10 protein-coding genes are annotated in these 15,969 nt (G+C 34.6%); 6 read left to right on the top strand and 4 right to left on the bottom strand.

The window, feature by feature from the left end; all coding sequences use genetic code 11:
- From ABEG63_RS01395 to ABEG63_RS01380, 4 genes are all read left to right on the top strand, one after another.
- Positions 1-1,038: a patatin-like phospholipase family protein gene (locus ABEG63_RS01395; protein WP_346582396.1), complete on the top strand. Its 1,038-nt coding sequence runs from the start codon at positions 1-3 to the stop codon at positions 1,036-1,038.
- A 259-nt stretch (positions 1,039-1,297) separates the two neighbouring features.
- On the top strand, positions 1,298-2,053 hold the full coding sequence (locus tag ABEG63_RS01390) for an SDR family NAD(P)-dependent oxidoreductase (protein WP_346582394.1): 756 nt from the start codon (positions 1,298-1,300) through the stop codon (positions 2,051-2,053).
- Positions 1,966-3,360 (top strand): phosphatase PAP2/dual specificity phosphatase family protein, encoded by a 1,395-nt coding sequence (locus tag ABEG63_RS01385; protein ID WP_346582392.1) that lies wholly within the window; start codon positions 1,966-1,968, stop codon positions 3,358-3,360. Before ABEG63_RS01390 ends, ABEG63_RS01385 begins: the two co-directional genes overlap by 88 nt.
- A gap of 4 nt (positions 3,361-3,364) precedes the next feature.
- Positions 3,365-5,059: a bifunctional alpha/beta hydrolase/class I SAM-dependent methyltransferase gene (locus ABEG63_RS01380; RefSeq protein ID WP_346582390.1), complete on the top strand. Its 1,695-nt coding sequence runs from the start codon at positions 3,365-3,367 to the stop codon at positions 5,057-5,059.
- A 173-nt stretch (positions 5,060-5,232) separates the two neighbouring features.
- On the opposite strand, the gene ABEG63_RS01375 is transcribed toward ABEG63_RS01380, so the two are convergent.
- Entirely contained in the window at positions 5,233-5,805 is a 573-nt protein-coding gene (locus ABEG63_RS01375; protein WP_346582388.1) for a YceI family protein, read from the bottom strand.
- Between the two features lie 68 nt (positions 5,806-5,873).
- Positions 5,874-6,281: a hypothetical protein gene (locus tag ABEG63_RS01370; protein ID WP_267402085.1), complete on the bottom strand. Its 408-nt coding sequence runs from the start codon at positions 6,279-6,281 to the stop codon at positions 5,874-5,876.
- Between the two features lie 46 nt (positions 6,282-6,327).
- Between ABEG63_RS01370 and radA the strand changes: the two genes are divergently transcribed.
- Together radA and ABEG63_RS01360 are read left to right on the top strand one after the other, a co-directional pair.
- Positions 6,328-7,677, top strand: coding sequence for a DNA repair protein RadA (gene radA / locus ABEG63_RS01365; RefSeq protein ID WP_312397668.1), 1,350 nt, complete (start codon positions 6,328-6,330; stop codon positions 7,675-7,677).
- Between the two features lie 108 nt (positions 7,678-7,785).
- Positions 7,786-8,379, top strand: a complete 594-nt coding sequence (locus ABEG63_RS01360; RefSeq protein WP_312394802.1) for an ACP phosphodiesterase — start codon at positions 7,786-7,788, stop codon at positions 8,377-8,379.
- Between the two features lie 71 nt (positions 8,380-8,450).
- On the opposite strand, the gene ABEG63_RS01355 is transcribed toward ABEG63_RS01360, so the two are convergent.
- Both ABEG63_RS01355 and ABEG63_RS01350 read right to left on the bottom strand, forming a co-directional pair.
- Positions 8,451-11,717 carry a hypothetical protein gene (locus tag ABEG63_RS01355; protein ID WP_346582385.1) on the bottom strand — a complete coding sequence of 1,089 codons (3,267 nt, stop codon included), beginning with the start codon at positions 11,715-11,717 and terminating at the stop codon, positions 8,451-8,453.
- Between the two features lie 654 nt (positions 11,718-12,371).
- Positions 12,372-15,161 (bottom strand): tail fiber domain-containing protein, encoded by a 2,790-nt coding sequence (locus ABEG63_RS01350; RefSeq protein ID WP_346582382.1) that lies wholly within the window; start codon positions 15,159-15,161, stop codon positions 12,372-12,374.
- Positions 15,162-15,969: the final 808 nt, after the last annotated feature.

Here is a 15,969-nt window from a genome sequence, read left to right as displayed (position 1 = left end):
ATGAATCAAAAATTCGAAAAAGCAATATTATTTTCAGGAGGCGGAACAAGATTAATGATCTACCTCGGAATGTTTTCTGCTCTCGAAGAACTCGGAATGAAACCTGATGTTCTGATCGCTTCCTGCGGTGGAGCTTTTGCTGCAACAGTCATCAATGCTTTTTCGGATAATCTTTCAAGAAAACAATATTTGCAGTCAGAAGAATATTATCAGTTTGTTTCAAAAACGACATTAACAAAACATCGAAAGCTCAATAAAATTGGACTTTTCACTTTAAAAAAAATACTCAATAAAAATAATGCGCATTTCATAGAAGACGTTTTCAACAGATATTTGGTTGAAATGAATCAGGATTTATCCGAAGATTTTCCATCATTAAAAAACACAACATTTTCTGAGGAAATTCCGACTTTAATCATTGGTTCAGAAATTCTTTTTGATCCAAAAAAAGTCAATCAAAAACGAAACAATAGAAAATTATATCAAAAAACAATTTTCACCGATCCTGAAACTGCGAAGAAAATCACTCCCAATCAGATAATTATTAATTCTGAAAATTATAAAAACAGTGCCGTTGAAAATCTTCCAAAAATAGAAACTCAATTTTCAATGTTGGAAAGTACAAGAATTTCAATTTCAGATATGTTTTACGTTGAACCCGTTTTTATTCAGGGAAAATATTTTGCAGGTGGAGCCATCGATCTTGCTCCGATTGAATTGGCAAAACATTTGGCAAACGAAGTTATTATTGAAAAAAAACAATCTTATAATGAAACCGAAGAAGCATTTGTTCGCGCTGTTTTAGGATACAGCGGAAATGAAAGATTAAATGAAATTGAAAAACTTACTCCTGATTTTCAGATTGACACCATTAATATTAAACAAGATTTGGAAGGACATTATTTAAAGAAAAGCATTAATTGGCTAAAATTTAAAATTGATTTTTCATTGCCAAAAAGTTATCCACAATTTAAAAAAGACATGGAAAAGCAATGGCAATACGGTTTTGATCAAACGATGAAAAGTTTGAGGAAATAAATTGAAGTCTTATTGATATTAAATATTGATAATTTTAAACGCAAAGATTTTTATTTCACACTTTATATTTTTAGGAAGTAAAGGCAAATAAAATTTGCTTCGCGAAGCTTAAAAATTACGCTTCACCAAATCAACTTGTTGATTCCTCTTTGTCCACTCAAATCATGAATTCCTCCAAATAAAACTTTGCGTCAAAAAATTGTCGCTAAATTTCAAATAAAATCTATTTTTACCTAAAATTAAAAATCACAAAAACCTCATGAACGTTTTTATTGCAGGCGGAACCTCAGGAATTGGCTATTCTCTTGCCCAACATTATCTTGAAAAAGGTTTTCAAGTGGGAATTTGCGGACGTGACTTAACAAAAATTTCAAAAAATCATTTCGAAAATTTAAAAACTTTCAAAGCAGACGTTTGTGATATGGATGCGTTAGTTTCGGCAGTGAAAAATTTTCTTCCAAACAAGGAAAATTTAGATTTATTTATTAATTGCGCTGGGAGTTATGCCGAAGATGTTGCCAGAAATATTTCTTACGAAGAAGCTGAAGAAATGTTGAGAACAAATATTTTAGGAACCGTCAACTGTTTTGAGGTAGCCCGAAATTTCATGAAAGAGCAAAAGTCAGGAAAAATTGCTGTGATTGCTTCGGTTTCAGGAATTTTGGATTACGAAAATTCAAGTTTATATACGAAAACAAAACGTTCTGTGATTCAAATTGCAGATGCTTACCGAAGAGCTTTGAAGCCGTTTGGAATCTCTGTAACAACGATTGCTCCGGGGTATATTGATACTCAGAAATTGAGAGATCTCAACCATAACGATTTAAGCAAAAAACCGTTTTTAATGGATGTAAAGTCCGCAACAGAAATGATTTCTCAAGCGATTGAAGAACGAAAAAAATTCATCATTTTCCCGTCAAAGATGAAATGGATGATGAAATCACTTGCCCTATTACCTTCTTCATTATTAAATATCATCATGTTCAGAAAAGCAAAATGGATGAAAAACGACTGAAAATATCGCAGAAAATCAATTCTTTAATCTTGTGTTCTTTCGTATTCATGATGGTTTACAATTATTCAGCGTGGCATATTTCGAAGCTGGAAAATGTTCCTTCTTTTGTTTTTAATTTGGAAAAATATATTCCGTTTATTCCATGGACAATCATTCCTTATATGACCAGCGGATTATTTTTTTGTTTGGTATTTTTCTTTTGTAAAACCAAAGAAGAAATAGCTATTCTGACTAAAAGAATGCTTTTTGTAACGGTCATTGCGGGAATTTGTTTTCTTTTATTTCCTTTAAAATTTTCTTTAAATAAACCTGAAATCAACAGTTCTGTTTTAGGAATTCCATTTCAGTTTTTAAAAATATTTGATTCACCTTTTAATCAAGCTCCGTCACTGCATATTGCGTATGCTTTTATCTTTTGGTCGGTTTTCAGAAATTTAAAAAGAGAAAGAATATTTTTAATGATTTGGTTAATTCTTTTAGGAATTTCTACACTCACCACTTATCAACACCATTTGATCGATGTTTTGGCAGGAGGAATTCTTACACACATAAGCTTTATTATTTTTCCTTATCGTAAAAATGACTTTCAATATCGAAATTTTCAGGTAGCAAATTATTATTTTTTATTCAGCTGGATTTTCTTAACCATAACTTTATTATTCAATCAATTTGTAGCAAAATTTGATTCTACATTTTTGTGGATAACTCTGTGGATAAAATTGTGGATAACTTTTTCAATAGCTTTGATCGGTTATCAATATCAAAAGAATAATATTCATTTTCTAAAAGATAAAAACGGAAATATTTCAATTTTAAAAAAGATATTTTATGCTCCTTATTTATTGATTTACTGGATCTTTTGGAGATTTTTAAGAAAGAATAAAAAGCCTATTGAGATTATTTCTAATATTTATATTTCATCAAAGCCAAATAAGCAAGATTTAATTGATTTTAATGTTAATAAAAATACTTTCGTCTACGATTTATCAGCCGAAATTGAAGAAACTCAACAATTAAAAGAAGAAACAAACTATCGATCCGCTCCATTTTTAGATATCGGAAGTTTTGACATTGACGAAACAAGAAAATTATTAACTGAAATCACCAATAATTATCATAATCTTCCGAAAGACGGAAAAATCCTGATTCACTGCACAATGGGCTTTACGAGAAGTTCTGTGATTGGGATTTTGGTAATGAAAAATATTCTATCTTTATCGTTAGAAGAAGCAGTAACCAACATGAAAACCAAGAATAAAAATGCGATTATCCATTCTTATGTATTGGATTTTTTGAAAAAAATTTAACTTTATGAACAGCGGAATTTTTAAAAGTTTTGACGGCAATGAAATTTTTTACCGTGAATGGAATTTTCAGCCTCAACAGAAAAATATCATCATGATCCACCGCGGTCATGAACATTCTGAAAGATTGAATGATATAGCTCAATCACCACAATTTTCTAAATTTAATATTTTTGCGTTTGACCTTCGTGGTCACGGTCACACCAAGACAAAAACGTCTTCCATTTTTATGGATTATGTTCGTGATCTGGATGCTTTTGCTAAGTTTTTACAGTCGAAATACGAAATCAAAATTTCAGATATTTTTGTCGTTGCCAACAGTATTGGAGGTGTTGTCGCTTCGGCTTGGGCTCACGATTTTGCACCTCAAATCGCCGGAATGGCTTTATTGGCACCGGCTTTTAGAATTAATTTGATTGTTCCTTTGGCTAACGAAATGATTACTTTGGGAATTAAGCTAAAAAAAGGATTGATCATAAAAAGTTACGTGAAATCAAAAATGCTGACACACGATCCTGAACAGCAAAAAGCGTACGATACGGATCCGTTGATATCAAGATCGATTGATGCAGAATTACTGATTGACCTTGCCAAAGCAGGAAAAAGATTGGTTGAAGATGCCGAAGCGATTGATACGTCGACTTTGATTTTAGCGGCAGAAAAAGACCATGTAGTATTTAATAAAGATCAGAAAATTTTTCATGATAAATTAGATACAGATTTAAAACATTATGAAGTTCTTCCAAATTTTTTTCACGGAATTTTATTTGATACCGGAAAAGAAATGGTTTACGATAAAATTGTAGATTTTGCAGAAAAATGTTTCTATAAAATTCAAAAAATGCCTTCACTTTCGCCTGACAAATTTTCGATAAAAGAATATCAGGATTTACAGAACAATGTGGGGAACAACCTGAATTTCAAATTTCAAAAGTTTTCATTAAACAATATTGGAAAGATCAGTACCGGAATGGCGATTGGTTTAAAATATGGTTTTGATTCCGGAGCTTCTTTGGACTATGTGTATCATAATCAACCAAGTGGAAAATTTGGTTTCGGAAAAATGATGGATAAAAATTATCTTGAAGCGATCGGTTGGCGAGGAATTCGTATCAGAAAACAACATTTAATTCAACTATTAGAAGAAAAAATTCAACAATTAAAAAAAGAAGGAAGAGCAATTAAAATTCTTGATATTGCCGGAGGAACGGGAAATTATTTATTCGACATCAAAGAAAAATATCCCGAAGTTGAGATCGTTATCAACGAATTTGTGCAATCAAATATCGAAATCGGTGAAAAAGTAATTAAAGAAAAAAGTTATCAACACATCCGTTTTACCAATTTTGATTGTTTTGATCCTTCAACGTATCAAAAACTTAATTTTGAACCGAACATTACCATCGTTTCAGGGATTTTTGAACTTTTTGGCGACAATGAAATGGCGAGTAAAGCCGTTCAGGGAATTGCTGCAATTTCGGATAAAAATTCATTTGTGGTTTACACGGGACAGCCTTGGCATCCGCAATTGAAAATGATTGCTTATGTTTTGAATAATCATCAGAAGAAAGACTGGATTATGAGAAGGCGTTCTCAGAAAGAGCTCGACAGGCTATTTGCTTTTAATAATGTTCAAAAAGAAAACATGTTAATCGATGATTTTGGAATTTTTACAGTTTCGTCGGGCAGAGTGTATTTTTAACTTATAATTAAACGCTTCGAGAGCCTCAGCGTGACACCGCTACAAATTAACTGTTGAAAAATTACAGTTAGTATTAGAATTGTCACGCTAAGTCTCTCGAAGCGTCTCTATAAAAAACAAAAAAGGTTTTCAAAAAATGAAAACCTCTTTCCTAAACCAAATTAATATGAAAATTATTGCTTAATTAACTCAAAATATAAGTTAACGTCAACGTCTTTTGCTACACCTGCTCCTGTTGGATCATATTTGATGTTATAATCTAAACGGTTTACCTTAAATGTCGTCTGGAAACCCAAAACCTCTTTCCCCTGTTGGTTTTTCGTAGTTCCACCAAAAGTAACCGGAACCGTGATATCCTTTGTTACATCTTTAATTGTTAATTTCCCTTTCAATAAGTAAGCATTTGTGCCTTTATCTTTTGCGATAGAAGTACTTTGGAATTTTATCTCAGAATACGTTCCGGCATCGAAAAAGTCTGCACTTTTAAGGTGCTTATCTCTCATTTCTACGCCAGTATTGATTGAATTTACATCTGCCGTGAAATCAAAAGTGGCATTATCCAGCGTGTTTCCTTTGGTAATTACTTTTCCTGTAAAAGTATCGAATCTACCTTGTACAAAGCTGATTCCCATGTGCTTGATATTGAAGTTTACCGAAGAGTGCATTGGGTCTACTACCCAACCCGTCTGTGCAAAACCTACTACGCTCAATAAAGCAAAAACGAAAGTTAAAAATATCTTTTTCATTGTTTAAATTGTTATTGTTTGAATGGTTCAAAGGTAAAACAAGCCGTGGGATTTCATCTTGATCTATGTTATTTTTTTGATTTTGTTACAATTATTTTTGAATAAAGTAAATGAACGAAATACATAATTAATAAAATGATTAATGAATTCACATACATCATAATCATTAAAAGATTTTCATTAGTTGAATCGAAAAAATATAATAAAGGGTTATTCCCTGAAATAATTAAAAACAAGAAATAAATAACTTCAAATAAAATAGCAATTCTTAGTATTGAATGATAACTTTTTCTAAAAATAATCACCGTCACTAAGCCTATTGCTGTAATTGTAGAACAAAAAATCAGCATAAATATAGAGAACATACCATAATCTCCTCCTGGTAGAGAAAGAAGCTTCACTTCCCAGTCTGTAAACTGTGCATGCAAAAGTGACATCACTACAAAAATGAGCAAACTCAAAAAAATATTTTTCATGCCTGAAAAGTAAGAAAAATTCAAAAAAAATTTTGAACTTCGCGATATGGCAAAACTAAAAACAGCATATTTCTGTCAAAACTGCGGAACCCAGTATCCACAATGGATGGGGCAATGTAAAAACTGTGGCGAATGGAATACTTTGGTGGAAGAAGTCGTAGAAAAAACGTCGTCTAAAACTCCACCTTTCTCAAAATCGAAACAAAATGTCATCAACATTATTGAAGTTGAAACCAATGAAGAACCAAGAATAAAAACCCCTTCCGAGGAACTGAACCGAGTATTAGGCGGCGGAATTGTCTTAGGTTCTGTAACATTAATCGGTGGTGAGCCCGGAATCGGTAAATCTACACTTCTTCTTCAATTAGCCTTGAAAATGAAGAAAAAAATCTTCTATGTTTCAGGGGAAGAAAGTGCGTCGCAAATCAAAATGAGAGCCGATCGACTGACGGATATTCAAAATCCAAACTGTTTTCTTTTTACAGAAACCAATCTGGAAAAAATTCTTCACGAAGCAAAAAAGCTGGAACCCGATTTCGTCATTATCGATTCTATTCAGACCTTGCAATCTCAGTTGATTGAAAGTTCTCCGGGAACCGTTTCCCAGATCAGAGAATGCTCCAACGAGATCATTAAATACGCCAAAGAAAACAGCGTTCCTGTATTTTTGGTAGGTCACATCACGAAAGACGGACAAATCGCCGGACCAAAAGTATTGGAACACATGGTAGACGTTGTTTTGAATTTTGATGGCGACAGAAATCACCTTTTCAGATTATTGAGAGCCAATAAAAACCGTTTCGGATCAACTTCTGAGATTGGAATTTATGAAATGATCTCACAAGGTTTAAAAGAAATCAGAAATCCTTCTGAAATTTTAATTACTAAAAAATTTGAAGAACTTTCCGGAAACTCTGTAGCAGTAACTTTAGAAGGAAACCGACCGATGTTATTGGAAATTCAGGCATTAGTGAGCACGGCAGTGTACGGAACTCCGCAAAGAAGTTCGACAGGTTTTGATGCCAAAAGACTGAATATGCTTCTTGCCGTTCTGGAAAAAAGAGCAGGTTTTCAGTTGGGTGCAAAAGACGTTTTCTTAAATATCACAGGAGGAATTAAAACGGATGATCCCGCATTGGATCTTGCGGTTGTTGCATCTATTCTTTCATCGAATGAAGATATTGCTATTTCCGAGCATTACTGTTTTGCAGGAGAAATTGGATTGAGTGGAGAGATTCGTCCCATTGCACAGGCCGAACAGAGAATTACAGAAGCTGAAAAATTAGGTTATGAGAAAATTTTCATTTCCAATTTAAATAAACTTCCGAAGAAAAAATTCGGAATAAAAATTGAGGAAGTGAGTAAAATTGAAGATTTCCATGAAAGATTGTTTTAAAAAAATATGACTTATAAATTGTGAGCTAATAGTTAGATTTATTATAGTTTATATTAATTACCATGATCCAACTCATAATGTATAACTCAAAACTCATAACTTTAAAACATGAATTATTTAGCACATTCTTTTCTGACTTTCACCGACGGACAAATTGTTGGTCAGTTTCTGGAAGATTTCATTAAAAACAGAGATCGTTTTTCTTTTCCGAAAGATATTCAGGATGGTATTACGCTACATCGTGCGATTGATACTTTTACAGATTCTCATCCCGCGATTCATGAAGCCAAGAAAGTTTTTTCACCGTTGGTAAGATTGTATGCGGGCGCTTTTGTAGATGTTTCGATGGATTATTTTGTGGCGAATGATTTAAGCCTAAATTCATTAGCAGAATGGAAGGCACATTCTCTGAAAGTGTATCGTGTTTTGAATGAGCACCAACAATATCTTCCCGAAAACTTTAAAATGATGCTTAGAAAAATGGAAAGTGACGACTGGCTGTATAATTATCGTGGTGACCGCGGTATAAAATTCAGCATGCAAAATGTCTTGAATAAGGCTAAATATCTGGAAAAAGATATTCCTGTTTTTGAAGCTTTTTTACAACATAAAGATGCTCTACAGCAATGTTATGATGATTTTTTTCCGGATCTTCTGGATCATGCGAAAGGAGTGAATGCTTTGTTACAAATGGAAAATTAAGTTATTTTCTGAATAGAAAAAAGACCACAAAATTGCGGTCTTTTGTATAGAAAAGTGTTTTTAGAATCGTATTAATTTAGTCTGGTTAAGGTTCCTACATATGATCTGCTTGCATCCCCATTATTTGTAATATTTATACTACCAATGGGATTACTAACCGTCACAGTAAAATTTGCTCCTGAAGTACCGCCACCAGGTGCACAAAGAGGCTTCCCTGACCATGTAACAGCAGTTGTACCTCTTGCACTTTCTGTGAAAGTAGGCTTTTTAGTTGCATCATCAGTTCCCGATGGTATTAAACCATCCAAGCCTTTAATGGTAAAGTAACCATTGGTTGAAATTGAACTTACATAAAATTCTGATATTATAGTATTTCCACATGCGTCTCCCGAGGTAATTAATAATTTATAAACTCCTCCATTTACAAGACCCGTAACTACGGCACCTGTGGCTCCCGCTGCTAAAGTTACTCCATTTCTTAAAATACCAAATTGTGTAGAACTGGATGTTCTCACAACAATCCCTGTACCATCAGCGTACAATGGTGTAAGTGCTTCGGATCCTGCAGGCCCATTGATAGATCTCACTCTCAATGTACCATTCACATCCAGTGTATTACTTGGTGCTGTAGTTCCTACTCCCAATCTATCATTCGCTGCATCTACAGAAAATGTAGATCCATCCACAGAAAAACCATTGGTAGCCGTAGAAGTAAATGCTAAGGTATTGGCTGCTTGTGTTACCACTCTGTTTCCGGTAAGAGATCCATTTGAATTATACAAATTCACTGAAGCCGCGCTTGCATCTTGCCAAGTTCCGACCCCATTAGCATCAGAAGTTAATATTCTTCCTACTCCCTGATTACCGTCCACAATTTTCACCGCAGCTACAGGTGTGGTGGAAGTTCCTCCTGAGTTAATATCTAGTTTTACAGTGGGCGCTGTATTTCCTATCCCCACATTTCCCGTAGGATCTATCCTTAGTCTTTCAGCATTAGAAGTACTAAAAATCAAATCTGTAAGATTGGTTGTACCGTCACCTCTATAGTTTGACAAAATGGTAGAACCATTAGAAAAACCTCCGTTATATCTAGGTGTGAAATAGATTCCGCCAACAATATCGTTAATTGCCAGATTAGTTGGTGCTGCTGCTGTTCCGTTAGACGATGATAAAAATAAGGCAGGATTTTTAGAATTTCCATATCCTGTTAAATTAAAATCATTAGCCGCACCACCTCCCAAATTATCTGCCACTATTTCAAATCTTGATCGGGGAGCAATAGTCCCAATACCTACTCTGCCATTCGCTGCATCCACAGAAAATGTAGACCCATCTACTGAAAAACCATTGGTAGCTGTGGAAGTAAACGCCAAAGTATTCGCTCCTTGAGTTACAATTCTATTTCCGGTAAGCGTTCCGTCTGTATTATAAATATTTACACTGGATTGAGCTGCCGGGGATTGCCAAGTTCCGACACCATTAGCATCAGAAGTTAATATTCTTCCAACTCCCTGATTACCGTCCACAATTTTAACTGCTGCAACAGGTGTGGTGGAAGTTCCTCCTGAGTTAATATCTAATTTTACAGTGGGCGCTGTATTTCCTATCCCCACATTTCCCGTAGGATCTATTCTTAGTCTTTCAGCATTAGAAGTACTAAAAATCAAATCTGTAAGATTGGTTGTACCATCACCTCTATAGTTTGACAAAATGGTAGAACCATTGGAAAACCCTCCGTTATATCTAGGTGTGAAGTAGATTCCACCAACAATATCGTTAATTGCTAAGTTAGTTGGTGCTGCTGCTGTTCCGTTAGAGGATGATAAAAATAAGGCAGGATTTTTAGAGCTACCATATCCTGTTAAATTAAAATCATTAGCCGCACCGCCTCCTACATTATCAGCTACAATTTCAAATCTTGATCGTGGAGCAATAGTTCCTACACCTACTCTATTATTAGCTCCATCCACCGACAATGTAGTGCCTGCTACTGAAAATCCATTGGTAGCCGTGGAAGTAAATGCCAAAGTATTGGCTCCTTGAGTTACAATTCTATTTCCTGTAAGCGTTCCGTCTGTATTATAAATATTTACACTGGATTGAGCTGCCGGGGATTGCCAAGTTCCTACACCATTAGCATCAGAAGTTAATATTTTTCCTGCTGCCTGATTACCGTCTTCAATTCTGATTGCAGCAACAGGCGTTGTAGAAGTTCCATCTGATACAATATGTAGTCTTTGCAAAGGATTGGTTGTTCCCACTCCCATATTACCATTGGCTCTCATGGTAGCAACCGTAGCTAATGTTTGGCCATCACCATAAGTTCCCGTAGAATTTGTACCTACGTTAAATTGTAATCCATTTTCTGCTCCTGAAGCATTAATAGAAGGAATACTCGCTGTAAGGTTAAACCAAAGATTATCCCAGCTTCCAGTTACAGCACCCATTCGCATTCCGAAAGCAGAGCCTACGATATCCATTTTTGCAACAGGATCAGCAACTCCTAAACCTACATTACCATTAGAAGCAATTCTAAAACGTTCATTTAAGGTTCCTGTAGTAGCATTTCCTATGTAAAAATCCTGATTTACACCTCCAGCAGCCGCTGAGGTTCTGATGCTTCCCAGCTGCCAATCTGCTCCTCCTGCAGTAGGTCCCGCATTAGAAAATCCTAAATAGGTTTTATTATCTGTCGCAAGTGCAGACGTATTTCTTAAAACTAAAATAGGAGTTTCTGATGTAGATTGTGGCGCATCTATTACATTATATCTTCCAGAAGTAGGGGTAGTAGATACTACATGTAATTTTGTTTCCGGCGCGGAAGTTCCTATCCCCAATCTGTCATTGGCCGCATTTACCGAAAGCGTAGAACCATCTACAGAAAATGCATTAACAACAGAGCCGTTAAAAGCCAACGTGTTCGCTCCCTGTGTTACAATTCTGTTTCCGGTAAGTGTGCCATCAGCATTATAAATATTCACAGAAGGAGAATCGGTATCGGAAATCTGTTTCCAAACTGTGCCATCAAAATAGTAATATCCTACTTTTGTAATGTTAGCTGTTTGCGCTAAACTAGGCGTAGTTCCTGTTGGCGTTCCCGCATCGGTAACATAGACCAATGTTCCGGATTGTGCTGCAGCATAGGTTCCGGAAACCTTAGCCGCCAATTGCTGTCTCGTAATTCTTGGCGCGGTAACGCCATCCTTTGTAGAGGTAGAAACTCCGTTACCCACAATATCTAATGTAGACTGTGGATTAGTCGTGTTTATCCCTACTTGACCATACAAACCATTAAAAGCAAAAGCTGCGATTAGAGGGTAAAAGTGTTTAGATTTCATCTCGATTATAATTTTTTAAAATTCATTAATACTCAAAAAGGCACCCTTTAGGAAAAGGTCATACATTATATACATTGACATTGCAAATATCACTGTACATATGAAATTCTAACTTGTGGAAGTATTGATGTTAATCGAAATGAGAAGTATGTGGATTTCTCATTTTGTGTGTTTATTTTTTTAATTATAACTAAGATTGAATCCCCAGTTGCCTGCTAAAAATATATTTAATTGGCTTTAAAATATTATTATCTCAGTATAACTATCAAAATATTTATTCAAAGATATAAAACCAACCAACATAAACCAAAAAAAATATCAATAATTCATTATATTTAAAATTATGCTAATCAAATCACACCAAAAATATATTTAAAATATTTTATATTCAAACATAAATAAAAAATATAATATGTTATTTAATAAAAAAATAGGTATTATTTAAATTAAAAAACACCTTTTGATAATAAAAATAATTTTCTATTAAGATGTACATTTTAAAAATTCTTTGAACTGGTCATTAGGTAGAAAAATGAGGCCTATTTTCATAAAAAAAACACTTACCAAAGTAAGTGTTTTGAATGTATATGATATTTGTGTTATTAGAATTTTTACCTGTTAAAATGTTGGGAACTTTTATTAAAGCTGATTATATTACTTTTTAAGAAGCAGACTTTCAACTTTAGCTTTTAAATCGTCAATTTGCGTCTGTTGATTTTTAATAATCTGCTGCTGCTCCTGAACTGCTTTTGTAAGCACTACTGTCATTTCAGCATAATTAACTCCTAAGGTTTTCATTTCATCATTAGCAGTTACTACCAATTCTGGCATTGCTGCTTTTATCTCCTGAGCAACGAAACCTATTTTTTTATCTTTACTTAAATTTTCATCTTTATAACGATAATTAATAGTTCTCAATTTTAACACTTCATGTAAACCATACACGTTGTTTACGATATCTTTTTTAATTCTTATATCTGAAGGAGTTACCGTTCCAGAAGCTAAGATATTTCCGGCAACGTGAAGTTTTTCTGTAGGTACAGATACTCCTATTCCCACATTACCATTAGAAGCTACTCTTACACGCTCATTCAACGTTCCTGTAGTGGCATTTCCTATGTAAAAATCCTGATTAACTCCTCCAGCAGTTGCCGAGGTACGAATACTTCCTATTTGCCAGTCTGCTCCTCCTGCTGTAGGTCCCGCATTAGAGAAACCTAAATAAGCTTTGTTACTAGTTGCTAGAGTTGATGTATTTCTTAACGCCAAAATAGGATTTTCTCCTGTGCCTTGTGGCGCATCAATCAAATTAAATCTACCTGAAGCCGCAGTAGGAGACACTACATGCAATCTTACTTCTGGATTTGTCGTTCCAATCCCCATATTTCCGCTAGGTCTCATCGTGGCAACCGTGGTTAAGGTTTGCCCATCTCCATACGTTCCTGTGGCATTAGTACCTACATTGAAATTGATCCCCGTTTCAGCTCCAGAAGCATTTATAGAAGGTCCATTTGCCGTTAAGTCAAACCAAAGATTATCCCAGCTACCGGCTGCCATTCTCATCCCAAAAGTAGAGCCAACTGCATCTATTTTTGCTACAGGAGTAGTAGTACCAATACCCACTCTGTCATTTGCCGCATCTACAGACAATGTAGATCCATCCACTGAAAATCCGTTAGTAGCCGTAGAAGTAAATGCCAATGTATTAGCACCTTGTGTTACTACTCTATTACCTGTAAGAGAGCCATTCGTATTATAAATATTTACACTCGATTGTACTGCTGGTGTTTGCCAAGTTCCCTCTCCATTGGCATCAGAAGTTAATATTTTTCCTGCTGCCTGATTTCCATCTACAATTTTCACTGCTGCAATAGGCGTACCCGAAGTTCCTCCTGAATTAATGTCTAATTTTACAGTGGGAGCTGTATTTCCTATTCCTACATTTCCTGTAGGATCTATTCTTACTCTTTCTGTACCGGAAGTTGTGAACATCAAATCAGTAAGATTTGTTGTTCCATCACCTCGATAACCTGAAACTACACTTGAACCCGTTGGAAAACCACCATTAGCACGAGGAGTAAAATATATCCCCCCAATAAGATCATTTACAAGCAGATTCGTAGGAGCTGCGGCAGTACCACTTGCTGCGGCAAAAAATAATCCCGGGTTTTTGGAAGTGCCATATCCTGTAAAATTAAAATCATTTGCAGCACCACCTCCAACATTATCTGATACGATTTCGAATCTTGATCTTGGTATATTGGTACCAATTCCTACTCTGTCATTAGCCGCATCTACTGTCAAGATAGGATTGGCAGATGAACTTCTATTCACAGAAAAAGCATTGGCGATAGTTCCGTTAAAAGCTAATGAACGGTTGGATTGAGAAACTATACGATTATCTGTTAAAGTTCCGTCTGTATTATAAATATTTACACTAGATTGCACGGCTGGGATTTGCCAGGTTCCCTCTCCATTAGCATCAGAAGTTAATATTTTTCCTGCTGCCTGATTACCGTCTACAATTTTTATTGCCGTAACGGGTGCTGTAGAAGTACCTCCTGAATTAATGTCTAATTTTACGGTAGGAGCTGTATTTCCTATACCTACATTTCCTGTAGGATCTATTCTCATTCGTTCAGCGTTGGAAGTAGTAAACATTAAATCTGTTAATGCTGTTGTCCCATCTCCGCGATAGGCTGATGAAATACTAGAGTTTACGGAAGTATTATTGGCTCTTCCGGTAAAAAATAAAGTTCCTGTGAGATCTCCCGTTACCAAATTTGTTGGCGCGGCAAGTGTACCACCTGCTGAAGATAAGAAGAGAGCAGGATTTTTAGAAGTTCCAAACCCTCTAAAGTTGAAATCATTACCAGCTGCAGAGCCTTCATTATCTGAAACAACATCAAACTTACTGGCAGGTGCTATTGTTCCCAATCCTATTCTATTGTTAGCTGCGTCTACCGAAAAAGTAGTACCATCAACCGAAAAGCCATTAACCGCCGTAGAAGTAAATGCCAATGTATTAGCAGCCTGCGTTACTGTTCTGTTACCTGTTAAACTTCCATTAGAATTATAAATATTCACAGAAGGAGAATCTGTATCAGAAATCTGTTTCCATACGGTGCCATCAAAATAGTAGTATCCTACTTTGGTAATATTAGTAGTTTGTGCCAAACTGGGCGTAGTTCCCGTAGGCGTAGTAAAATCCGTAACATATACTAAGGTTCCGGATTGTGCAGCAGCATAGGTTCCGGCAACTTTAGCCGCCAATTGCTGTCTGGTAATTCTTGGTGCTGTAACACCATCTTTTGTAGAGGTAGAGGCAACATTCCCCACCACATCTAGTGTAGACTGCGGATTGGCTGTATTTATCCCTACTTGGGCGTATGCGCCGCTAAATGCAAAAACGGCGAGCAAAGGGTAAAAGTGTTTAAATTTCATGTCAATGTTTATTTAGGTTAATATTTAAAATTAAAAGTGATAGAAAATTCGGATTTCCGACTATAAAAAATGAATGAAGCAGTAAGATATATCACAAAAGGATATCTAAAGAAGGAAATCTGTTTATAATTTCTTTTGGCAAATAAAGTCTTCTTTCTTCCATGGCAAGTGTTTTTAGTTGGTGTAAAAAATGTTAATTAATATATACAAATCTCTAACTGATGTATTAAGTAAATTATAAACTTTTAAAAGCTCATTGATTTACCTATAATTTTCCGTTCAATACAGTACCAAATATATAAATTTTCTTAATATACGCCAAACAATGTTAAAAATAATTAATAATTTCTGCAATATATTGAATAATTAAAGAAATAAATTTTAAAATATATTTCACTTCATTCTGATTAAAAATAAATAAATTGTATTTTTATTCTCCAAATTGTGTTTTATTTACAACATTTATTTTATCTAAATAAAGAAAAAAAAACATCATTGACCTTTTATTCTATTTTTGCATCTACTTAAATATTTATCCCTTTTTCATGACAAAAACCTGTTAAAGTTGTTACATTTTTATTTTTTCTTTAACACACTATAAAAAATTATCAAATCATATCTTACATAATAAAATGATGAGATTTTAACAACAAATGGTAAGTTTTAACTATTCATCTTCACTACTTTTTACTAATAATTAACGAATACCAATTACAACTTCTCTCAAGATTACTGTTTCATCACTTACTTTTAAATTATTTTAAAAAAGACAAATTCATATAATAATGAAAAAACACCTGCCCAAGCA

Origin of the sequence: Chryseobacterium sp. C39-AII1, from assembly GCF_039672645.1 — a bacterium.
Classification (GTDB): domain Bacteria; phylum Bacteroidota; class Bacteroidia; order Flavobacteriales; family Weeksellaceae; genus Chryseobacterium.
This window is presented reverse-complemented; position numbering and strand designations above follow the sequence as displayed.